This window comes from Aminobacter sp. UC22_36, assembly GCF_044056035.1.
Lineage (GTDB): Bacteria > Pseudomonadota > Alphaproteobacteria > Rhizobiales > Rhizobiaceae > Aminobacter.
This window is the reverse complement of the sequence record NZ_CP171996.1, coordinates 3,307,224-3,327,187: the sequence shown is the minus strand read 5'-3', so window position 1 is coordinate 3,327,187 and position 19,964 is coordinate 3,307,224. Positions and strand designations below refer to the sequence as shown.

At 62.4% G+C, this 19,964-nt stretch carries 21 protein-coding genes and 2 pseudogenes; 16 read left to right on the top strand and 7 right to left on the bottom strand.

The genetic code is table 11. The features are described 5' to 3' along the window. Positions 1-51 precede the first annotated feature (51 nt). The 7 genes and pseudogenes from sufC to ACHMW7_RS19720 all read left to right on the top strand — a co-directional run bounded on the left by sufC (position 52) and on the right by ACHMW7_RS19720 (position 4,918). Positions 52-808, top strand: a pseudogene (sufC, locus tag ACHMW7_RS19750) (Fe-S cluster assembly ATPase SufC). Between the two features lie 10 nt (positions 809-818). Beyond that, positions 819-2,085 (top strand): annotated as a pseudogene (gene sufD, locus ACHMW7_RS19745) (Fe-S cluster assembly protein SufD). A gap of 67 nt (positions 2,086-2,152) precedes the next feature. Further along, positions 2,153-3,388 (top strand): cysteine desulfurase, encoded by a 1,236-nt coding sequence (locus ACHMW7_RS19740; protein ID WP_395447218.1) that lies wholly within the window; start codon positions 2,153-2,155, stop codon positions 3,386-3,388. A gap of 5 nt (positions 3,389-3,393) precedes the next feature. Continuing rightward, positions 3,394-3,792 (top strand): SUF system Fe-S cluster assembly protein, encoded by a 399-nt coding sequence (locus ACHMW7_RS19735; RefSeq protein ID WP_395447217.1) that lies wholly within the window; start codon positions 3,394-3,396, stop codon positions 3,790-3,792. Positions 3,793-3,822: 30 nt separating this feature from the next. Beyond that, positions 3,823-4,110 (top strand): hypothetical protein, encoded by a 288-nt coding sequence (locus ACHMW7_RS19730; RefSeq protein WP_395447216.1) that lies wholly within the window; start codon positions 3,823-3,825, stop codon positions 4,108-4,110. A 95-nt stretch (positions 4,111-4,205) separates the two neighbouring features. After that, positions 4,206-4,586 (top strand): Fe-S cluster assembly scaffold SufA, encoded by a 381-nt coding sequence (gene sufA / locus ACHMW7_RS19725; protein WP_395447215.1) that lies wholly within the window; start codon positions 4,206-4,208, stop codon positions 4,584-4,586. A 17-nt stretch (positions 4,587-4,603) separates the two neighbouring features. Then, the gene (locus ACHMW7_RS19720) at positions 4,604-4,918 is read left to right on the top strand and encodes a TfoX/Sxy family protein (protein WP_395447214.1); all 315 of its coding nucleotides are present in this window, start codon (positions 4,604-4,606) and stop codon (positions 4,916-4,918) included. 2 nt (positions 4,919-4,920) lie between these two features. On the opposite strand, the gene ACHMW7_RS19715 is transcribed toward ACHMW7_RS19720, so the two are convergent. The 3 genes from ACHMW7_RS19715 to ACHMW7_RS19705 form a co-directional block, all read right to left on the bottom strand. Continuing rightward, entirely contained in the window at positions 4,921-5,274 is a 354-nt protein-coding gene (locus ACHMW7_RS19715; protein WP_395447213.1) for a hypothetical protein, read from the bottom strand. Between the two features lie 160 nt (positions 5,275-5,434). After that, positions 5,435-6,361, bottom strand: a complete 927-nt coding sequence (locus ACHMW7_RS19710; RefSeq protein ID WP_395451374.1) for a pseudouridine-5'-phosphate glycosidase — start codon at positions 6,359-6,361, stop codon at positions 5,435-5,437. A 20-nt stretch (positions 6,362-6,381) separates the two neighbouring features. Continuing rightward, positions 6,382-7,323 (bottom strand): carbohydrate kinase family protein, encoded by a 942-nt coding sequence (locus tag ACHMW7_RS19705; protein WP_395447212.1) that lies wholly within the window; start codon positions 7,321-7,323, stop codon positions 6,382-6,384. 282 nt (positions 7,324-7,605) lie between these two features. Between ACHMW7_RS19705 and recA the strand changes: the two genes are divergently transcribed. Both recA and alaS read left to right on the top strand, forming a co-directional pair. Then, positions 7,606-8,694, top strand: coding sequence for a recombinase RecA (gene recA / locus ACHMW7_RS19700; protein WP_395447211.1), 1,089 nt, complete (start codon positions 7,606-7,608; stop codon positions 8,692-8,694). 249 nt (positions 8,695-8,943) lie between these two features. Next, positions 8,944-11,604, top strand: a complete 2,661-nt coding sequence (gene alaS / locus ACHMW7_RS19695) for an alanine--tRNA ligase (RefSeq protein WP_395447210.1) — start codon at positions 8,944-8,946, stop codon at positions 11,602-11,604. A 97-nt stretch (positions 11,605-11,701) separates the two neighbouring features. Here alaS and ACHMW7_RS19690 read toward each other — a convergent pair whose 3' ends face one another. After that, a complete protein-coding gene (locus ACHMW7_RS19690; protein ID WP_395447209.1) occupies positions 11,702-12,100 on the bottom strand; it encodes a VOC family protein in 399 nt (132 codons plus the stop codon). Positions 12,101-12,272: 172 nt separating this feature from the next. Between ACHMW7_RS19690 and ACHMW7_RS19685 the strand changes: the two genes are divergently transcribed. Continuing rightward, positions 12,273-13,121 (top strand): GyrI-like domain-containing protein, encoded by an 849-nt coding sequence (locus ACHMW7_RS19685; RefSeq protein ID WP_395447208.1) that lies wholly within the window; start codon positions 12,273-12,275, stop codon positions 13,119-13,121. 67 nt (positions 13,122-13,188) lie between these two features. Here ACHMW7_RS19685 and ACHMW7_RS19680 read toward each other — a convergent pair whose 3' ends face one another. Further along, positions 13,189-14,400 (bottom strand): NADP-dependent isocitrate dehydrogenase, encoded by a 1,212-nt coding sequence (locus tag ACHMW7_RS19680; protein WP_395447207.1) that lies wholly within the window; start codon positions 14,398-14,400, stop codon positions 13,189-13,191. 177 nt (positions 14,401-14,577) lie between these two features. After that, positions 14,578-14,913, bottom strand: a complete 336-nt coding sequence (locus ACHMW7_RS19675; RefSeq protein WP_395447206.1) for a TfoX/Sxy family protein — start codon at positions 14,911-14,913, stop codon at positions 14,578-14,580. 87 nt (positions 14,914-15,000) lie between these two features. Between ACHMW7_RS19675 and ACHMW7_RS19670 the strand changes: the two genes are divergently transcribed. Genes ACHMW7_RS19670 through ACHMW7_RS19660 form a run of 3 tightly spaced genes read left to right on the top strand, consistent with a single transcriptional unit; the run spans position 15,001 to position 16,951 of the window. Continuing rightward, on the top strand, positions 15,001-15,882 hold the full coding sequence (locus tag ACHMW7_RS19670) for an RNA methyltransferase (protein ID WP_395447205.1): 882 nt from the start codon (positions 15,001-15,003) through the stop codon (positions 15,880-15,882). Continuing rightward, positions 15,875-16,669: a glutamate racemase gene (murI, locus tag ACHMW7_RS19665; RefSeq protein ID WP_395447204.1), complete on the top strand. Its 795-nt coding sequence runs from the start codon at positions 15,875-15,877 to the stop codon at positions 16,667-16,669. The genes ACHMW7_RS19670 and murI overlap by 8 nt, the downstream gene beginning before the upstream one ends. 45 nt (positions 16,670-16,714) lie before the next feature. Next, on the top strand, positions 16,715-16,951 hold the full coding sequence (locus ACHMW7_RS19660; RefSeq protein WP_395447203.1) for a DUF3008 family protein: 237 nt from the start codon (positions 16,715-16,717) through the stop codon (positions 16,949-16,951). A gap of 70 nt (positions 16,952-17,021) precedes the next feature. Here ACHMW7_RS19660 and ACHMW7_RS19655 read toward each other — a convergent pair whose 3' ends face one another. Then, positions 17,022-17,657, bottom strand: coding sequence for an NAD(P)-dependent oxidoreductase (locus tag ACHMW7_RS19655; RefSeq protein WP_395447202.1), 636 nt, complete (start codon positions 17,655-17,657; stop codon positions 17,022-17,024). A gap of 149 nt (positions 17,658-17,806) precedes the next feature. Between ACHMW7_RS19655 and ACHMW7_RS19650 the strand changes: the two genes are divergently transcribed. The 3 genes from ACHMW7_RS19650 to rpsD all read left to right on the top strand — a co-directional run bounded on the left by ACHMW7_RS19650 (position 17,807) and on the right by rpsD (position 19,861). Further along, on the top strand, positions 17,807-18,217 hold the full coding sequence (locus tag ACHMW7_RS19650; RefSeq protein ID WP_395447201.1) for a winged helix-turn-helix transcriptional regulator: 411 nt from the start codon (positions 17,807-17,809) through the stop codon (positions 18,215-18,217). 95 nt (positions 18,218-18,312) lie between these two features. Next, positions 18,313-19,020 carry a 2OG-Fe(II) oxygenase gene (locus tag ACHMW7_RS19645; protein WP_395447200.1) on the top strand — a complete coding sequence of 236 codons (708 nt, stop codon included), beginning with the start codon at positions 18,313-18,315 and terminating at the stop codon, positions 19,018-19,020. 223 nt (positions 19,021-19,243) lie between these two features. After that, the gene (gene rpsD / locus ACHMW7_RS19640) at positions 19,244-19,861 is read left to right on the top strand and encodes a 30S ribosomal protein S4 (protein WP_115732354.1); all 618 of its coding nucleotides are present in this window, start codon (positions 19,244-19,246) and stop codon (positions 19,859-19,861) included. Positions 19,862-19,964 lie beyond the last annotated feature (103 nt).

Sequence of the window (19,964 nt, the reverse complement as noted above, 5' to 3'; positions counted from 1 at the left end):
CAGGAATTGCGCCGCCCGCCTCGGCGCCAGAAGTGAAGAAAGCTGAAGAAAATGCTTGAGATCAAGAATCTGCATGCCCGTATCGCCGAGAGCGGCACCGAAATCATCCGTGGCCTGAACCTGACGGTGAAGGCTGGCGAAGTCGCCGCCATCATGGGCCCCAACGGCTCGGGCAAGTCGACGCTGTCCTACATCCTTGCCGGTCGCGACGACTACGAGGTGACCGAGGGCGACATCCTCTACAACGGCGAGTCGATCCTGGAGATGGATCCGGCCGAGCGTGCCGCCAAGGGCCTGTTCCTGGCGTTCCAGTATCCGATGGAGATACCCGGCGTTGCCACCATGGAGTTCCTCAAGGTTGCGATGAATTCGCAGCGCAAGGCGCGCGGCGAGGAGCCGCTCAAGATTCCTGATTTCATCAAGCGCGTGAAAGATGCCGCCGGCACGCTCGAGATGGACTTCAACATGCTCAAGCGCCCGGTCAATGTAGGCTTCTCAGGCGGTGAAAAGAAGCGCGCCGAAATCCTGCAGATGAAGCTCCTGGAGCCGAAGCTGTGCGTGCTCGACGAGACCGAACTCCGGCCTCGACATCGACGCGCTCAAGATCGTTTCCGACGGCGTCAATGCACTGCGTTCGCCTGACCGCGCCATCATCGTCATCACACACTATCAGCGCCTGCTCGATCACATCGTGCCGGACACGGTGCACGTGCTCTACAAGGGCCAGGTCATCAAGTCGGGCGACAAGTCGCTGGCGCTCGAACTCGAAGAGAACGGCTACGCCGGGATCATCGAAGAGGCGGCTTGAGGTGTCGGTCATGAACATGCGTGCTGAAATCCAGCGGACCCCGGCGGAGGCGGCGATTGTCGACGCCTTCGGCGAGCGGCTTTCGCTCCTGCCCGGCGACGGCGCCGTCATGGTCAAGCGCGACAATGCGATCGAGCAGATCAAGGCTGGCCTGCCGACCCGCCGCGTCGAGTTCCTGGCACTACACCGACCTGCGTCGCCTTCTCGCCTCCGTGCCGGCCTTCGACGCCAGCGCAGCGGGCAAGGCGATTGCACCGCTGCTTGAAGGTTCGACCCTGCTGTCGATCGTCAATGGCGTGTCGGCGGCAACGCCATCCGTAGATGGCGTGACGTTCCAGCGCCTCGGCGACAAGCTTGTCGATGGCAGCTATGCGCCGGCACTGGTCACTTATGGCAGCGATGACGCAGTCGGCGCGCTGAACACCGCCTTTGTCGCCGACGGCTATTTCGTCGACATCGAAGACGGCGCCCAGGTTGAAAAGCCGATCGAACTGCAGAACATCCAGGCCGGTGGCCAAGTCCATGTCCGTCTGCCAGTTCGTGTTGGCGCTGGTGCCAAGGCGACCATCGTCGAACGCCAGACCGGTGAAGGCGCTGGCCTCGTCAGTTCGGTCAGCCAGTTGCTGCTCGGCGACGACGCCGAAGTGCTCTGGCTCATCGTTCAGGACCAGCCGGAGACGGCGACCCATCTTGCCCAGTTCAAGGCCGAACTCGGCAAGAACGCCAGGCTGACGCTGTTCGTGATGAATGCCGGCGGCAAGCTCGTGCGCCAGGAAGTCATCGTCAAGGCATCCGGAGAGGGTGCCGATTTCAAGTTGCGCGGCGTCAATCTGCTTGCCGGCGACAGCCATGTCGACGTCACCATGGTGCTCGACCATACCGTGCCGCACACCTCGTCGACGGAAGTGGTGCGCAACGTCGTCACCGGCCGCGCCAAGGGCGTGTTCCAGGGCCGCATCAATGTCCATCAGGTGGCGCAGAAGACCGACGCCCGCATGGCCTGCAACACGCTGCTGCTGTCCGACGATGGCGAGTTCTCGACCAAGCCCGAGCTTGAAATCTTCGCCGACGACGTGGCCTGTGGTCACGGCGCGACGGTCACCGAGATCGACCGCAACCATCTGTTCTATCTGATGGCGCGTGGCATCGATGAAAAGTCAGCTCGCAGTCTCCTTGTCAGGGCTTTCCTGGCAGAGGTCATCGAGGAGCTCGAGGACGAAACGGTCGTCGAACCGCTCGAGGAACTGTTGAACAGCTGGTTTGCGACGCACGCATGACCAGATCCTTCTCCCCGCCCGCGGGGGGAAGCTGCCGACGGGCGAATGGAGGCATGGGAATTTGTTGATGGATCAGAAGGTCGAAACCTACGACGTCGAGGCGATCCGCCGCGACTTTCCCATCCTGTCGCGCGAAGTTTACGGCAAGCCGCTGGTCTATCTCGACAATGGTGCTTCGGCGCAGAAGCCGCAGGTCGTCATCGACGCGATCTCCAACGCTTATGCCAACGAATACGCCAACGTTCATCGCGGCCTGCATTTCCTCTCCAATGCGGCGACCGACGCCTATGAAAAGGCCCGCGAAAGCGTTCGCCGCTTCCTCAATGCCCCAAGCGTCGAGCAGATCGTCTTCACCTCGAACACGACATCGGCGATCAACACCGTCGCCTATGGCTTCGGCATGCCGAATATCGGCGAGGGCGACGAGATCGTGCTGTCGATCATGGAGCACCACTCCAACATCGTGCCGTGGCATTTCATCCGCGAGCGCCAGGGCGCCAAGCTGGTCTGGGTGCCGGTCGACGATCTCGGCGCCTTCCACATCGAGGACTTTGAGAAGTGCCTCACCGACCGCACCAAGCTTGTCGCCATCACCCAGATGTCGAACGCGCTCGGCACCGTGACGCCGATCAAGGAGATCTGCCGCATCGCCCATGCGCGCGGCATTCCTGTGCTGGTCGACGGCAGCCAGAGCGCTGTCCACATGCCCATCGACGTGCAGGATCTCGATTGCGACTTCTTCGTCCTGACCGGCCACAAGGTCTACGGTCCCTCGGGCATCGGCGTGCTTTACGGCAAGCGCGAGATGCTGGAACGCATGCGGCCTTTCCAGGGCGGTGGCGAGATGATCGTTGAGGTGACCGAGGACAACGTCACCTACAATGATCCACCTCACCGCTTTGAGGCCGGCACGCCGCCGATCGTCCAGGCGATCGGCCTCGGTGCCGCGCTCGACTACATGGACAGTATCGGCCGCGAGCGCATCGCCGCCCATGAAGCGATGCTGCGCGACTATGCCCATGAGCGGCTGCAGGCGATCAACTCGTTGCGCATCTTCGGCGACGCGCCCGGCAAGGGCGCCATCGTTTCCTTCGAGCTGCAGGGCATCCACGCCCACGACGTGTCGATGGTCATCGACCGCCAGGGCGTCGCGGTGCGCGCCGGCACGCACTGCGCCCAGCCGCTGTTGAAACGCTTCGGCGTAACCTCCACATGCAGGGCGTCGTTCGGCATGTACAATACCAAGGCCGAGATTGACGTCCTGGCCGAAGCGCTTGAAAAAGCGCGTAAATTCTTCGGGTGAGCACCATGGAAGACGCTATCGCCGCCACAGTTGACGACACCGCGCCGGAAACGGCGGGCAAGGGTGTCGTTTCGGCCTCGGCCATTCCCGCTGACGATCTGGCGCGGATGACCGACGACATCGTCTCGGCGCTGAAGACGGTCTACGACCCGGAAATTCCCGCCGACATCTACGAACTCGGCCTGATCTACAAGATCGACATCGAAGACGACCGCACCGTCAAGATCGACATGACGCTGACTGCACCGGGCTGCCCCGTCGCCGGCGAAATGCCCGGCTGGGTGCAGAACGCTGTCGGCGCTGTCGAAGGCGTGTCGGGCGTCGAGGTTACCATGACCTTCGATCCGCCCTGGACGCCTGACCGCATGTCGGAAGAGGCACAGGTCGCGGTGGGCTGGTATTGAGGCGCAATTGCCGAAAGCGAAGATCTGGCAATGACCTATGCGCCCAAGATCATTTTGCATTTGCTGGTGAGTGATCCGGACGCTATCGGCCCATTTGTCGAACAATGCCTCCTCGACGGGGTCTCGTTGATATCGATCGTGGGCGAGAATGCGCGTGAGGTTGAAGACCTGATCGATGGTCTCGTGCTTGGAGACGGTTCCGACGCGAGCCGCTTTGTCGTGACCACGGAACACCATAACGAGACCGTGGATGCGGTGATGGAGTTCGCAGCGCACTTCGGAAGCTATTCTGATAACGTGCAGCTTGTCAGGCTGTAGAACTGGGTGCCTTGCATCCGGCGTAACATTTCACCATCTTGATGGTGAATCATCCGGCAGGCCTTGAACCTGCAAGGACTGGAGCAGGAAGACAAATGGGACGTTTCGCCGTCATCACGATGACCGACAGGGCCGCCGAGCGCGTGCGCGAGATCATGGCCACGCGCGAGAATGCGCACGGCATCCGCCTCGGTATCAAGAAGGGCGGCTGCGCCGGCATGGAGTACACCGTCGATCTGGTGACCGAGCCGAACCTCAAGGATGACCACATCGAGCGCGACGGCGCCCATGTCTATGTCGCGCCGGAGGCGGCTTTGTTCCTTTTCGGCACCCAGATGGATTTTGAAACCACGACGCTGCGCACCGGCTTCACCTTCTCCAATCCGAACCAGAGTTCGGCCTGTGGCTGCGGCGAATCGGTCGAACTGAAACCTGCCGACCTCAAGGCGCTGGCCGAAGCCCGCGCGCAGGCCTGATCCAGCGGCGTCCCATCATGAGCGACGAAGCCATCCGCGAGACCTTCTCCGGCCTTGGTGAGGTTACCATCCGCAAGATGTTCGGCGGCAAGGGCATCTACCACCATGGCCAGATCGTCGCCGTCGAGGTGCGTGGTGAGATCCTGCTCAAGGCCGATGCTGTGAGTGCGCCCGATTTCGAGGCGGCGGGCGCGACGCGCTGGACCGATGCCGGTGGCAGGCCAGTCAACATGCCTTATTGGACAGTCCCCGAACGCGCTGTCGACGATCCGGAAGAAATGGCCGTGTGGGCGCGCAAGGCGTTCGATGCGGCACTGCGCAGCAAGAAGTAGTCCTATATCGCATCTGGCGGCACGAAGAAGCAGTTCTCGTGTTCTTCCGTCGGATGCAGGCAGATGTGATAGTTGCCGTCGCCCGAGCGGATTTCCGAACCATAGGGTACGAAATAGCGATTGCGGTGCGTCACCTTGCGGTGGTCGCCGGGTTCCAGCACGATCGACCAGCCGCCACCATTCTCCTTCACCGCCCTTTCGGGAATGGCCTGGCACTCACCGTGCTGGGCGTCGCCATGGCAGCAGGCCGGCGGATATGTCCAGCCTGAGGCCGCCTGGTGCGCCGATGCCGGGGTGGCGAGGGAACATGCCGGAAGCGCGAGCAGGGCCGTCGCGCAACAGCGTGCGAATGGCATTACCCTCGCGTATCGGCAACGTCCGTCAGCGCCGGACATCATGCAACTCCGGTGATGCCGCCGGGCAACCCCGGACAGGCTGGCCCCGCCGCAGCTTAAGCCTGCCTGTCTGGAATGTATATTATGTAATGCTAATATTGATGCGTCTCGCGAAGGCGGTTCACGCCTTGGCCAGGGCGATCGCCACCTTGGCCGCGAGGCGGGCATTGTTCTCAACCAGCGCGATGTTGGTCTTGAGGCTGGCGCCGTTGGTCAGTTCCAGGATCTTGGCCAGCAGGAACGGGGTCACCGCCTTGCCCGAGATGTTCTGGGCTTCGGCCGCTTTTTGAGCCGCTTCGATGTAGCCGGCCATCTTTTCGGTCGGGATTTCGTCGCTTTCCGGCACCGGGTTGGCGACCAGCAGGCCACCGTCGAGGCCGAGTGCTGCGCGCGTCTGGTAGAGGCGGGCGATCTTGTCCGCCGTATCGAGCCTCAGCGGTGCCGCATAAGGCGACTTGCGCGACCAGAACGCCGGCACGATGTCGGAGCCGTAGGCCACGACCGGCACGCCGCGGGTCTCCAGCACTTCCAGCGTCTTTTCGATGTCGAGGATGGCCTTGGCGCCGGCCGAAACCACGATGACGGGCGTGCGCGACAACTCGTCGAGATCGGCGGAGATGTCGAATGACTTTTCAGCCCCCTTGTGGACGCCACCAATGCCGCCGGTGGCGAAAACCTTGATGCCGACCAGATGGGCCGCGATCATCGTTGCGGCAACCGTGGTGCCGCCGGTGCGGCCTTCGGCAACCGCAAAGGCGATGTCGGCGCGCGACAGCTTCATGGCGCCGCTGGTCATGGCCAGCGACTCGCGTTCGCCGTCGGACAGACCGATCTTGATGCGCCCGTTGACGACCGCGATAGTCGCCGGCACCGCACCGCCATCGATGATGATCTTCTCGACATTGGCTGCCATCGCGCTGTTGTCGGGATAAGGCATGCCATGAGTGATGATGGTGCTTTCGAGCGCCACGACCGGCTTGCCGGCGGCCAATGCCGCGGCAACAGGGGCGTGGATGTCGATGAAGGGGCGGGCGGTCTCTGGCGTCATGTTGATCTCCTTGGGCCGCGTCATGCCATTTCCGATGCTTGCGGCACAAGGGCCAGCACCGCGTCGAAGGCTGTTTGGTCGAGCTCGGGCACGGCTGAAGCGCTCTCGATGGCCAATATCGCTGCGGCAATGCCTTGCCTGAGTGCGGCATCGAGTGGCAGGCCGCGCAGCAGTGCCACCGTCGTCGCACCGGCCAGCGCATCGCCCGCGCCGGTGACATCCACGACCTGCCGGGGCGCAGGCGGCGCGATGATCGAAAGGCGCTCGCGGTCATAGGCAAACACCGCGCTGCCGCCAGCGGTGATAACGCTGCGCTGAAGGCCGGCTGAGCGCAATCCATTCATGATCGCGGCAGGCTCTGCATCGGCACCGGTGCCAGCGAGCACCGCTGCTTCGCGCCGGTTCATGAACAGGCAAGACAACCGGTCGAGGATCGGCCGCAGACGGACCGCCTTGGCCGGCGAAATCGCGATGGCAAACAACGGCGTCGGTCGTGCGACTTCTGCCAGGCGCCAGAGTGCGGCCTCGGGCAGGTTGGCATCACAAAGCACGGCATCCACCGTACCGATTGCTTCCCGAAGCTTGGCGCGGCGCATCTGCTTGGGAAATGCCAGCTCGTACAGCCCCATGTCGGCAAGGGCCGCGACCACATCGCCATCGCGGTCGAGCAGTGCTGTGTAGCTCGGTGTGGCGCGGTCGAGAAACACCGCCGACAGGTCGGTGATGCCATTGGCCAGAATCTCCGCCGCAACGGCCTCGCCGGCCGCATCGCCGCCGCGCACCGACATCAGTGAGCCCCCTGCACCTCGCCGCACCGCACCACGCAGCGCGTTGAACACCCCGCCGCCGACCTCTTCGCTCATCGCGCCTGGTATGGAGGCGCCCGGCACGAAGGGCGCGGTCATGCGCCCGCGCCGGTCGACATGGGCGCCGCCGACGGCGAGGATTTTGGGAGACTTCATGCTGAGGCTGTCCGGTGGGCGTTTGAGGCGGCGAACTTAGTGTTCTGGGCGAAGGGCGGCAACTGCCCGCGATTCGCGATGACGAGCTTTGCTGGCCGGCTGGCTGCCGGTCCCATGCGGCATCGGATCACGCGTCACCTGAAAACAAAAAAAGAACGTGGTAAGGAATATGAAATGATCTCAATGGCTTGAGTGCTCTTGCCAAAAGTGAACAAAACAAGTACAAATTTATATCGGCATCGGATAGACCGGCCTTCATTGATGACCACGGGGTGATGTATCATGGCTCAAAATTCATTGCGGCTTGTAGAGGAAAATTCGGTGGACAAATCTAAGGCTCTGGACGCGGCGCTGTCGCAGATCGAACGCGCCTTCGGCAAGGGCTCGATCATGCGCCTCGGCGCCAATGAGCAGGTTGTCGAGATCGCGACCGTCTCCACCGGCTCGCTCGGTCTCGACATTGCGCTCGGCGTCGGCGGCCTGCCACGTGGGCGCATCGTTGAAATCTACGGGCCTGAAAGCTCGGGCAAGACGACGCTGGCTCTTCACACTGTCGCTGAAGCGCAGAAGAAGGGCGGCATCTGCGCTTTCGTTGATGCCGAACACGCGCTCGATCCGGTCTATGCCCGCAAGCTCGGCGTCGATCTGGAGAATCTACTGATCTCGCAGCCCGACACCGGCGAACAGGCGCTTGAAATCTGTGACACGCTGGTACGCTCCGGCGCCATCGACGTTCTGGTCGTCGACTCGGTGGCGGCGTTGACGCCGCGCGCCGAAATCGAAGGCGAGATGGGCGAGTCGCTGCCTGGCCTGCAGGCGCGTTTGATGAGCCAGGCGCTGCGCAAGCTGACTGCATCGATCTCGCGCTCCAACACCATGGTCATCTTCATCAACCAGATCCGCATGAAGATCGGCGTCATGTACGGTTCGCCCGAAACGACGACGGGTGGCAACGCGCTCAAGTTCTACGCCTCGGTTCGCCTCGACATCCGCCGCATCGGCTCGGTCAAGGACCGCGACGAGGTCGTCGGCAACCAGACCCGCGTCAAGGTGGTCAAGAACAAGCTGGCTCCGCCCTTCAAGCAGGTCGAGTTCGACATCATGTACGGCGAAGGCGTTTCCAAGACCGGCGAACTCGTCGACCTCGGCGTCAAGGCTGGCGTGGTCGAGAAGTCGGGCGCCTGGTTCTCCTACAATTCGCAGCGTCTGGGGCAGGGACGTGAAAACGCCAAGCTGTTCCTGCGCAACAACCCCGATGCGGCGCGCGAGATCGAGGCGCTGCTCAGGCAAAATGCCGGGCTGATCGCCGAGAAATTCCTCGAAAACGGCTCACGTGAGGATGACAGCGAAGACGAAGCTGAGGCGATGTAACAGCACTCGGGGCTGGTAACCCAGGTTCTGACCAGCGCCAAAGACAGACAATCCCAGCGACCGCCGGCCTTTGTGCCGGCGGTTTGCGTTTATGATGACGGCTTCGATGGTCGGGAAGGCGGAATTGCGGGCTTTTGCCGATCCGGTGTTTCTGGACAGGGTTAAGGTGGGCCGCTAAAAGGCCAGTTCCAATTTCCGCCTGCAAGGGGCGGGGTGCATCTGTTCAGGGCGGCGATCAAAGGCGGCAATATGAGTGGCGTGAACGAGATCCGGTCGACATTTCTCGACTATTTCAAGAAGAACGGGCACGAGGTGGTGGCCTCAAGTCCGCTCGTGCCACGCAACGACCCGACCTTGATGTTCACCAATGCCGGCATGGTGCAGTTCAAGAACGTCTTCACCGGCCTTGAGACGCGTTCCTATTCGCGCGCCACGACGGCGCAGAAGAGCGTTCGCGCCGGCGGCAAGCACAACGATCTCGACAATGTCGGCTACACGGCCCGCCATCTCACCTTCTTCGAGATGCTCGGAAATTTCTCCTTCGGTGACTATTTCAAAGAACAGGCGATCGAACTCGCCTGGAACCTGATCACCAAGGAATACGGGCTGAACAAGGACAAGCTGCTCGTCACTGTTTATCACACCGACGACGAGGCGGCCGACCACTGGAAGAAGATCGCCGGCTTCTCCGACGACCGTATCATCCGCATCGCCACCTCGGACAATTTCTGGGCGATGGGCGATACCGGTCCGTGCGGTCCGTGCTCGGAGATCTTCATCGACCGTGGCGAGCATATCTGGGGCGGGCCTCCCGGCAGCCCCGAGGAAGATGGCGACCGCTTCCTCGAGTTCTGGAACCTCGTCTTCATGCAATACGAGCAGGTGACGAAGGAAGAGCGCATCGACCTGCCACGTCCGTCGATCGACACCGGCATGGGCCTCGAGCGCATGGCCTCGATCCTGCAAGGGGTCGAGACCGTGTTCGAGACCGACCTGTTCCGCCATCTCATCGACGCCGCATCGTCGGCGATCGGCCGTGGACCGGATGCCAGCAATGTCGCGTCCTACCGCGTGATAGCCGACCACCTGCGCTCGTCCTGCTTCCTCGTTGCCGATGGCGTGCTGCCGTCGAATGAAGGCCGCGGCTACGTGTTGCGCCGCATCATGCGTCGCGCCATGCGTCATGCGCAGTTGCTTGGCGCCCAAGAGCCGTTGATGTGGAAGCTGGTGCCGGCACTGGTGCGCGAGATGGCGCAGGCCTATCCGGAGCTCGGACGCGGCGAAGCGCTCATCACCGAGACGCTCAAGCTGGAAGAAACCCGCTTTCGCAAGACGCTGGCGCGCGGCCTCGGCTTGCTCGCCGACGCCACAGAAACGCTGGGCAGCGGCGACCGCCTCGACGGCGAAACCGCGTTCAAATTGTACGACACCTATGGCTTCCCGCTCGACCTGACCCAGGATGCGCTGCGCCAGCGCAACATTTCGGTCGATCTCGAAACGTTCAACGCAGCGATGGCGCGCCAGAAGGCCGAAGCCCGTGCCAACTGGTCCGGCTCCGGCGATGCGGCGACCGAAACGGTCTGGTTCGGCGTCAAGGACAGGAACGGCGCCACCGAATTCCTCGGCTACGAGACCGAGCAGGCCGAAGGCGTGATCCAGGCGCTGGTCAAGGACGGTGCCGAGGTCGCCAGCGCCGCAGAAGGCGAAAGCGTTGCCGTCATCGTCAACCAGACGCCGTTCTACGGTGAATCGGGTGGCCAGATGGGCGACACTGGCACGATGTCGGGTGAAGGTTTCGTCATCGAGGTGACCGACACGCAAAAGAAGGTCGACGGCCTGTTCGTCCACTACGGCAAGGTGACCAGTGGCAAGCTCAAGACCGGTGCTGTCGTCGAGCTGAAGGTCGACCATAACAGGCGCACGCGCCTGCGTTCGAACCATTCGGCAACCCACCTCATCCACGAGGCGCTGCGCGAAGTGCTCGGCACCCATGTCGCGCAGAAGGGCTCGCTGGTCGCCCCCGAGCGCCTGCGTTTCGATATCTCGCACAACAAACCGATTTCCGCCGACGAACTCGAGCAGGTCGAGCGTATGTCGAACGAGATCGTGATCCAGAACAGCCCTGTCACGACGCGCCTGATGAGCGTCGACGACGCCATTGCCGAGGGCGCCATGGCGCTGTTCGGCGAAAAGTACGGCGATGAGGTCCGCGTTGTGTCGATGGGCACCGGCCTGCACGGGGCCAAGGCCAACCGGCCTTATTCGGTCGAGCTCTGCGGTGGCACGCACGTCACGGCCACCGGCGACATCGGCCTGGTGCGCATCGTCGCCGACAGCGCTGTTGCCGCCGGCGTCCGCCGTATCGAAGCGCTGACCGGCGAGGCGGCTCGCCGTCACCTCGACGAACAGGACCGCCGCCTGAAGGCCGTTGCCTCATCGCTCAAGGTTGCGCCAGCCGACGTGCTGGTGCGGGTCGAAGCGCTTGTCGAGGAACGCAAGAAGCTCGAACGCGAGCTCACCGAGGCGCGCAAGAGGCTCGCCATGGGTGGCGGGCAGGGCGGCTCAGTCGATGCCGTGCGCGAGATTGCCGGCGTGAAGTACCTCGGCAAGGTCGTCTCCGGCGTCGATCCCAAGGACCTCAAGGGGCTTGCAGACGAAAGCAAGGCCGGCCTGGGTTCGGGCGTGGTGGCACTGATCGGCGTGTCCGAAGATGGCAAGGCCAGCGCCGTCGTGGCTGTCACGGCTGACCTCGTCGGGCGCCTGAGCGCCGTCGATCTGGTGCGCGTCGCATCCGCTGCCCTTGGCGGCAAGGGCGGCGGCGGCCGCCCCGACATGGCTCAGGCCGGTGGCCCCGACGCGACCAAGGCCGACGAGGCGGTCGAGGCCGTTGCCCAGGCGATGGCCGGCTGAGCCGATATCAGTTTCTGGAATTGAGAGGCGGGGGCTTTGGCTCCTGCCTTTTTCGCTTTCGATATCTCGTAGCGCAGCCAACGGGCGTAAGTGCTGGTTAGTCCGCCGAGGCGGCCACGAACTCGACTTTGATCCGATCCGGATCCTCGATGAACAGCGCGTAGTAGTCGCGTCCGCCGTTGGCGAAGGGATAGCGCTCGTCATAGAGGCTGGTAACGCCGTTTTCCCGGCAGAAATGCCTGAGCCTGTCGACGGTCTCCCTATCCTTCACGCGAAATGCCAGATGATTGAGGCCAACGCTGGACCGGTGATAGTGTCGATGGGCGTGTTTTTCGCCAACCTGCACGAAAGTCAGGTAGGCGTCGTCCTCATGCGCGAGTGTGAACCCGTCGCCCCACCGGCCACTTTCCTCATACCCGACCTGTGCCAGAAGAGAGGCCCAGAAGGCATGTGAGACATCCAGGTTCGAAACATAGATTTCGACATGATGCAGCATCGGCTGTTCCCCGAAAATGGTCGCGTCGCAGTCCCAAGCCTTCTATCGCGTTCAATCCCTGGCGGCCATCCGCAGCGGCCAAAGTTTGCTTGAAGGGCAAGCTCGAAGTCAGCAGGATTTGTCAAATCGGGCTATGGTTCTGTCCAGCCGATCGATTTGCATGAGGTTTGGCATGAACGGTGAAACGGCATGGGCGGTCTATGAAACCCGCCTGAGAAGGGTTTCGGCTCATATCCACGCGCATCTCGACGAGGAGCTGGATATGGACCGCCTGGCCGAAATCGCCTGCATGTCGAGCTATCACTGGCATCGGATCTACCGCGCCATTTACGGCGAGACGCTTGCCGCGACGGTTAAGCGCCTCAGGCTTCACCGCGCCGCAGGTGACATCGTCGGGACGGATCTGAGTGTCGCTGAGATTGCGAAGCGGTCTGGCTATCCCAACGTCCAGTCGTTCAACCGTATCTTCAAGGCCGTCTACGGCATGCCGCCGGCGCGCTACCGGAGGGAGGGAAGCCACAAGCTCTTCGAAACCCACAGAGGAAAGGCTTCCCACATGTTCGACGTTCAGATCCGCAACATTCCCGATATCAGCCTCGTCGGCGTCCCCCACCAGGGCTCCTACCTGCAGATCGGCAAGGCATTCGAGCAACTGTTCGGCACGCTCTATGCCCGCGGCCAGGCGCGGCCCGACATGCGCATGATCGGCGTCTATCTTGACGATCCCGATATCGTCGTCGAAGACAGCTTGCGTTCAGTTGCCTGCGTCAGCACCGATGCGTCGACGCCCACAGCGGCACCGCTCGAACGTCAGGCAATCTCAGGCGGCGCCTATGCTGTGCTGCGCCACAAGGGTCCCTATGCCGAAATGCACAAGGCCTATCAGTGGCTCTACGCCGAATGGCTGCCGAAATCGGGCCACCAGCTGCGCGATGCTGTCATGTTCGAAGAATACCTCAACAATCCGCGCGACGTGGCGCCATCAGAGCTTCTGACCGACATCCACCTGCCGCTGGCGTGACGCGGGCAAGTCCCGAAAGAAAAAGGCCCCGGATCGCTCCGGGGCCTTGTCGTTCAAGCCGAACGGATCAGCTCATCGCCTTCTGCAGGTTCTCGTCGATCTTGTCGAGGAAGCCGGTGGTCGACAGCCAGGGCTGGTCCGGACCGATCAGCAGCGACAGATCCTTGGTCATGAAGCCGCTTTCCACGGTCTGGATGCAGACACGCTCCAGCGTCTCGGCGAATTTCTTGAGGTCGGCATTGTCGTCGAGCTTGGCGCGGTGGGCGAGGCCACGGGTCCAGGCGAAGATCGAGGCGATCGAGTTGGTCGAGGTTTCCTCGCCCTTCTGGTGCTGGCGGTAGTGGCGGGTCACGGTGCCGTGGGCAGCTTCGGCTTCCACCGTCTTACCGTCCGGCGTCATCAGCACCGAGGTCATCAGGCCGAGCGAGCCGAAGCCCTGGGCCACGGTGTCCGACTGCACGTCGCCGTCATAGTTCTTGCAGGCCCAGACATAACCGCCCGACCACTTCAGGCTCGAAGCAACCATGTCGTCGATGAGGCGGTGTTCGTACCAGAGCTTGCGCGCCTTGAACTCGGCCTCGAATTCCTTTTCGTAGACGTCCTGGAAGATGTCCTTGAAGCGGCCGTCATAGGCTTTGAGGATGGTGTTCTTGGTCGACAGATAGACCGGATAGTTGCGCAGCAGGCCGTAGTTCAGCGAGGCGCGGGCAAATTCGCGGATCGACTCGTCAAGGTTGTACATGGCCATCGCAACGCCGGCGCCCGGGGCGTCGAAGACGTCGTGCTCGATCACCTGGCCGTCGTCGCCGACAAACTTGATCGACAGCTTGCCCTTGCCCGGGAATTTGAAATCGGTCGCCTTGTACTGGTCGCCGAAGGCGTGACGGCCGACGATGATCGGCTTGGTCCAGCCGGGAACCAGCCGCGGCACGTTCTTCATGATGATCGGCTCGCGGAAGATCGTGCCGCCCAGAATGTTGCGGATCGTGCCGTTGGGCGACTTCCACATCTTCTTGAGCTTGAACTCCTCGACGCGCTGCTCGTCGGGGGTGATGGTGGCGCACTTCACGCCGACGCCGTGCTTGTTGATGGCGTTGGCGGCGTCGATCGTCACCTGGTCGTTGGTGGCGTCGCGGTGTTCGATGCCGAGGTCGTAATATTCGAGGTCGAGGTCGAGATAGGGGTGGATCAGCTTGTCCTTGATGAACTGCCAGATGATGCGGGTCATCTCATCGCCGTCGAGCTCGACGACGGGCTTGGCCACCTTGATCTTCGCCATGGGAAAATGCCTCTTCTTGCCTGGAACCAGCCGGTTCCGGAGGGTTCACGATTGGGAGTGCGGCCCCTATACCAAAGCGAATCGGACCGCGCAAATGATTGCCCTTGCTACCTTGGATGTGTCTGCTGACAATGTATGAATCGCCCCGGCCGACACGCGCGGTCGCAGCCGCGCAAGTCATTTCTTTGTGGGCTTTTTCGGCGGCATCGGCCCAACAAAGCGCGAGGCCATGGCAATCCAGCCGTTGATGGCGTCCTCGCTGAGCTCGTCCGGCGCCACCATGATGAAGCCCTTCATCTCGCGGCCGGTGAAGTTCATGCGGGTCGCGCCGGGCAGGGCGAGTGCCGCCGCCTCCTGATCCTTGCCAACGCGCACGAGCAGGCCGCCATCCTTCATGGTGCCGACCATCATGTTGCCGTTGAGGGTGAAGCAGGTGCCGCCGAACATGCGGATTTCACCGCCATTCGGGTCGTCGCCGATGAGCGCCCGGATTTGTTCTGCAAGGTCGTCCACAATGGCTGGCCCTTACCGGAACTTCATTTTCGCGCGCAAATATGTCAGGGACGCGCAAAAGGCGCAATTCTCGGTTCAATCGCAACGATGTCAGACACTTCTATCCCAGCTCAGCCAACAGCACCGGTCATCGTTCTCGTCGAGCCTCAACTCGGCGAGAACATCGGCATGGTGGCGCGTGCCATGGCCAATTTCGGCCTGGCTGAGCTTCGGCTGGTCAATCCGCGCGACGGCTGGCCGAACGAGAAGGCGAGGGCAGCCGCGAGCAATGCCGATCACGTCATCGACGGCGTGGTTGTCTTCCCTGACCTTGCATCCGCTGTCGCCGATCTCAATTTCGTCTTTGCCACCACCGCGCGTGAACGCGATGGCTTCAAGCGTGTCGCCGGTCCAGTCGAGGCGGGGCGAATGCTGCGAAGCCACGCCGTGGCAGGGCAGCGCACCGGCATCCTGTTCGGACGCGAGCGCTTCGGCCTCTACAACGAAGAAGTGAGCCTTGCCGACGAGATCGTCACCTTCCCGGTCGACCCGAGGTTCGCCTCGCTCAACATCGCCCAGGCGGTGTTGTTGATGTCCTATGAATGGATGAAGTCCGGCCTGGAAGACGAGACCCAGACCAATTTCACAAGCCCCGAAATGGCACCGGCGACCAAGGATCAACTGCACGGGCTGTTCAATCATCTAGAGGCCGCCCTTGACGCGCGCGGCTATTTCCGCCCGGCGGCCAAGAAGCCCAAGATGGTCGACAATCTGCGCTCGGTGCTGACCCGGGCCGGCTTCTTCGCACCCGAACTCAAGGTTCTGCGTGGCGTGGTTGCCTCGCTTGACTATTTCTCGCCCAAGGAGCCGCGTGGCGCTGGCTATCCCGATCGCAAGGCGAAGGTCGATCATGCCGCCCATTCCGGCGGCGCGGGCGCTGATGAGGCCGACACGCCGCCGGTCGGCGGCAGGGGGCTCGACAATGACTGACCGCCCGATCCTGATGTTCGATTCAGGCATTGGCGGGCTGACGGTGCTGCGCGAGGCGCGCGTGCTGATGCCCGAGCACCGTTTCGTCTATGTCGCCGACGACGCGGCGTTTCCCTATGGTGCGTGGGAAGAGCCGGCACTCAAGGCACGTATTCTCGATCTGTTCGGCCACCTGCTCGAACGCTTCGATCCAGAGATCTCGGTCATTCCCTGCAACACCGCGTCGACGCTTGTCATCGATGCGCTGCGCCAGGCGTTTCCCGGCCATCCCTTTGTTGGCACCGTGCCGGCGATCAAACCGGCCGCCGAGCGCACACGTTCGGGCCTGGTGTCGGTGCTGGCGACGCCGGGTACGGTCAAGCGCCAGTACACGCGCGACCTGATCACCCAATGGGCGACGAAATGCCATGTCCGGCTGGTCGGCAGTGACAGGCTGGCGCAGATGGCCGAGACCTATATGCGCGACGGCTTTGTCGACGAGCAGGCGGTCAAGGACGAGATCGCCCCTTGCTTCATCGAGCAGGACGGCCGGCGCACCGACATCGTCGTGCTCGCCTGCACGCACTACCCGTTCCTGGTCAATCGCATGCGCAAGACCGCACCCTGGCCGGTCGACTGGATCGATCCGGCCGAGGCGATCGCGCGCCGCGCGCTGTCGTTGCTCAATGGCTCACGCGGCAGGCGCGATGACGCCGGTCCCGACATCGCGGTCTTCACATCGGAGCGCACCGATTTCGCCACGCGCCGGCTGATGCAGGGATTTGGGCTGGCCGTCGAAGGAACATGACGGCGCAGCAGGCGTTTCCCAAACTCGAGAGGTAAGGAGAACGCCATGCCTGCCACGTCAAGAGCTCAGCAGAAAGCCGCCGGAGCGGCGCTCGCCGCCAAGCGCGGCGAGATCAAGAAGAGCGAATTGGTCGGCGCATCGAAAGACATGTACGAGTCGATGACCGAAAAGCAGCTCGAAGAGTTTGCCGAGACCAAGCACAAGGGCTTGCCGGAGCACAAGACAAAGCACCACAGCGCCGCGCGTCCAATTGGACGCGCAAAGGACGCTGTAGCACTTTAAATCTGTGCATGATCCTTGCCGAAAATCGATTCCGATTTTCGGCGTCGTGCACTGAGCCCCGGCAGTCCGATCAGTAGCCGACGGTGAAGCGCTTGCCCGTATGCTTAGGCGCTTCGGCCTCGTCGACAATGGCGACGGCGAGGTCTTCAACCGAGATGTGGCTTTCGCCCTTGGCGTCGAACACCGGCTGGTCGCCGCCGATACGGAATTTTGCGGTCCGTTCGCCGGGCGCCATCATGATGGCGGGTGAGATGAAGGACCATTCCACGTCAGTCTCCGCACGCAGTGCCGCGAGCGCGTCGCGTGCCGCGCGTGCGCCGTCCTTGTAGGCGTCAGGGAAGTGCGGGCCGTCGACGAGCTGCTTGCCGTCGACTTCCAGGCTGCCGGCGCCACCAACCACGATCACGCGCTTTTCGGCAGCCCTGGCTGCGGCGACGATCGCCTTCGAGCCGGCGAGATGCTTGGAATAGATGTCGGGATCGCCCCAGCCGCCGTTGAAGGCTGAAATGACGATGTCGCAGCCTGAGATCGCAGCCTTCAGCGCCTCAGCGTCGCTGGCATCGGCCTTGACCGCAGTGACGCCGTCGAACTGGGCGACCTTCTCGGGGCTGCGGACGATAGCCGTGACCTTGTGGCCGCGCGAGGCTGCTTCCTTGAGAATGGTGGTGCCGACAAAGCCGGATGCGCCGATGAGAGCTATTTTCATGACTGTTCTCCTTGTTCGGCCTGTTTTGCCTTCCGTGGCAAAAGCAGGTATGATCTGTAATCAAGTTACCAACGATAACCATATAGATCGAACTGACGGATGCGAAAAGAACGCATGATTTCGTGCCTAGGTTACCTCAGGAGAACCGCATGAACGCCCCGACAAGACCCGCTTCCGCGGTGCCACTGCTGCACACCACGCCCGGCTTCGAAGCCGATGGCCGTAACCTTTGCCCTATTCGTGAGGTGCTCGACCGCGTCGGCGACACCTGGAGCATCCTTGTCATCATCAACCTTCAGGAGCAGCCGGTACGGTTCAACGCTCTGAAGCGCTCCATCGAAGGCATTTCGCAGCGCATGCTGACGGTGACCTTGCGCTCGCTCGAGCGCGACGGGCTTGTGACGCGTACGGTACGGCCGACCACGCCGCCGGAGGTCGAGTACGGGCTGACTGAGCTCGGGCAGTCGATTGCCATCCCGATCGCAGCCCTCGGCAGCTGGGCGGCGAGCAATCGCGACCACATGCGCCAGGCACGGGAAACGTTCGATCTCGGTGCATGATCGCAGTTCCACCCGCTTCAGCCGCGCAGGAATCGGTATGCGGCGACTGACGTTACGGCCTAACCTCGGCCTCCAACCTGAGATGGAGCGCCGCCATGAATGCCGACAAGATCGTTTCGAGCCTGGATTGGCAGCGAATCGTCAGCGACCTTGATGAGTTCGGGGCAGCACCGACCGGCCCGTTGCTCGATCGCGAGACCTGCCTGAAGCTTCGGTCACTCTATGACAGGGACGAACAATTCCGCAGCCGGATCGTCATGCAGCGGCACGGATTTGGCTCCGGCGAATACAAGTACTTCGCCAATCCGCTTCCGGATGTGGTGGCTGGATTTCGTCACGGCTTCTACCGACGTCTTGCTCCCTTCGCCAACGGCTGGAACGAGCGCATGGGGCTCATCAGGCGCTATCCACCAGATCTCGAAGCCTTCCTTGCCGAATGTCATGCCGATGGCCAGGCCAAGTCGACACCGCTTCTGCTGAAGTACGGCGCTGGCGACTACAACTGCCTGCATCAGGACGTGTACGGCGTCCATCTGTTTCCGGTTCAGCTGGTGATTCTGCTCTCCGATCCGCAATCCGAGTTTGGCGGCGGCGAATTCGTCATGACCGAACAGCGTCCGCGTATGCAATCGCGCGCCGAAGTGGTACCGCTCGGCATCGGGCAGGGCGCGCTGTTTGCCGTCAACGACCGGCCCAAGGCCGGCACGCGCGGCGACTATCGCGTCAAGATGCGCCACGGCGTCAGCCGCATTCACAGTGGCGAGCGTTTCACGCTGGGCGTCATCTTCCATGATGCGAAATGAGCCGGCTGGCGCCCCAAGCGTTGACAATGTCAAGTGTTTCGCCTAGTTAGCCGCCAACGCCGGGCCGAAACGCCCGGTGTTTCATTTGACGTGTCCCGTGGACCTTTTCCGCAAAGCGTGCGTGGAAGGTCCTGTCAGGCTCCGAAAACGGGGGCCAGAGGAGGGCGCGTTTCCTTCACTCGAAACACGAGGTTTCGGGTGTATCGTTTTGAAAGGGAATGCGATGAGCAAGCGCGAATCCGCGAAATACAAAATCGATCGCCGTCTTGGCGAGAACATCTGGGGCCGCCCGAAGTCCCCGGTCAACAAGCGTGAATACGGCCCCGGCCAGCACGGCCAGCGCCGCAAGGGCAAGCTCTCGGACTTCGGTCTGCAGCTGCGCGCCAAGCAGAAGCTGAAGGGTCACTACGGTGACGTTTCGGAAAAGCAGTTCCGCAAGACCTATGAAGAGGCAAACCGCCGCAAGGGCGACACCTCCGAGAACCTGATCGGCCTGCTCGAGTCGCGCCTGGATGCGGTTGTCTACCGCGCCAAGTTCGTGCCGACCATTTTCGCTGCCCGTCAGTTCGTCAACCACGGCCACGTCAACGTCAACGGCAAGCGCACCAACATCTCGTCCTACCGCTGCAAGGCTGGCGACGTGATCGAAGTCCGCGAGAAGTCGAAGCAGCTGGTCATCGTGCTTGAGGCCGTTGGTCTCGCCGAGCGCGACGTTCCTGACTATATCGAAGTCGATCACAACAAGATGGTCGCGACCTTTGCTCGCGTTCCTGGCCTGTCGGACGTTCCGTACGCAGTGCAGATGGAACCGAACCTCGTCGTCGAATTCTATTCGCGCTAATCCTCGGATAGCATCGAATTTCAAAGGGCGGCCGGCAACGGCCGCTCTTTTCGTTTTGGGTGCATGCCTTGCGCGGCGCCTGAATTTGCGGAATACCGCTGGC

Excerpts from the sequence above, each read along its gene's own strand:
- ACHMW7_RS19690 (WP_395447209.1), bottom strand. The coding sequence starts at position 12,100 with ATGCTGCATCATGTCGAAATCTATGTTTCGAACCTGGATGTCTCACAT.
- ACHMW7_RS19710 (WP_395451374.1), bottom strand. The coding sequence starts at position 6,361 with ATGACGCCAGAGACCGCCCGCCCCTTCATCGACATCCACGCCCCTGTT.
- ACHMW7_RS19735 (WP_395447217.1), top strand. The coding sequence starts at position 3,394 with ATGGAAGACGCTATCGCCGCCACAGTTGACGACACCGCGCCGGAAACG.
- ACHMW7_RS19670 (WP_395447205.1), top strand. The coding sequence starts at position 15,001 with ATGTCAGACACTTCTATCCCAGCTCAGCCAACAGCACCGGTCATCGTT.
- rpsD (WP_115732354.1), top strand. The coding sequence starts at position 19,244 with ATGAGCAAGCGCGAATCCGCGAAATACAAAATCGATCGCCGTCTTGGC.
- ACHMW7_RS19645 (WP_395447200.1), top strand. The coding sequence starts at position 18,313 with ATGAATGCCGACAAGATCGTTTCGAGCCTGGATTGGCAGCGAATCGTC.
- ACHMW7_RS19655 (WP_395447202.1), bottom strand. The coding sequence starts at position 17,657 with ATGAAAATAGCTCTCATCGGCGCATCCGGCTTTGTCGGCACCACCATT.
- ACHMW7_RS19650 (WP_395447201.1), top strand. The coding sequence starts at position 17,807 with ATGAACGCCCCGACAAGACCCGCTTCCGCGGTGCCACTGCTGCACACC.
- ACHMW7_RS19680 (WP_395447207.1), bottom strand. The coding sequence starts at position 14,400 with ATGGCGAAGATCAAGGTGGCCAAGCCCGTCGTCGAGCTCGACGGCGAT.
- ACHMW7_RS19685 (WP_395447208.1), top strand. The coding sequence starts at position 12,273 with ATGAACGGTGAAACGGCATGGGCGGTCTATGAAACCCGCCTGAGAAGG.
- ACHMW7_RS19740 (WP_395447218.1), top strand. The coding sequence starts at position 2,153 with ATGGATCAGAAGGTCGAAACCTACGACGTCGAGGCGATCCGCCGCGAC.
- murI (WP_395447204.1), top strand. The coding sequence starts at position 15,875 with ATGACTGACCGCCCGATCCTGATGTTCGATTCAGGCATTGGCGGGCTG.
- ACHMW7_RS19660 (WP_395447203.1), top strand. The coding sequence starts at position 16,715 with ATGCCTGCCACGTCAAGAGCTCAGCAGAAAGCCGCCGGAGCGGCGCTC.
- ACHMW7_RS19705 (WP_395447212.1), bottom strand. The coding sequence starts at position 7,323 with ATGAAGTCTCCCAAAATCCTCGCCGTCGGCGGCGCCCATGTCGACCGG.
- ACHMW7_RS19720 (WP_395447214.1), top strand. The coding sequence starts at position 4,604 with ATGAGCGACGAAGCCATCCGCGAGACCTTCTCCGGCCTTGGTGAGGTT.
- ACHMW7_RS19730 (WP_395447216.1), top strand. The coding sequence starts at position 3,823 with ATGACCTATGCGCCCAAGATCATTTTGCATTTGCTGGTGAGTGATCCG.
- recA (WP_395447211.1), top strand. The coding sequence starts at position 7,606 with ATGGCTCAAAATTCATTGCGGCTTGTAGAGGAAAATTCGGTGGACAAA.
- sufA (WP_395447215.1), top strand. The coding sequence starts at position 4,206 with ATGGGACGTTTCGCCGTCATCACGATGACCGACAGGGCCGCCGAGCGC.
- alaS (WP_395447210.1), top strand. The coding sequence starts at position 8,944 with ATGAGTGGCGTGAACGAGATCCGGTCGACATTTCTCGACTATTTCAAG.
- ACHMW7_RS19715 (WP_395447213.1), bottom strand. The coding sequence starts at position 5,274 with ATGCCATTCGCACGCTGTTGCGCGACGGCCCTGCTCGCGCTTCCGGCA.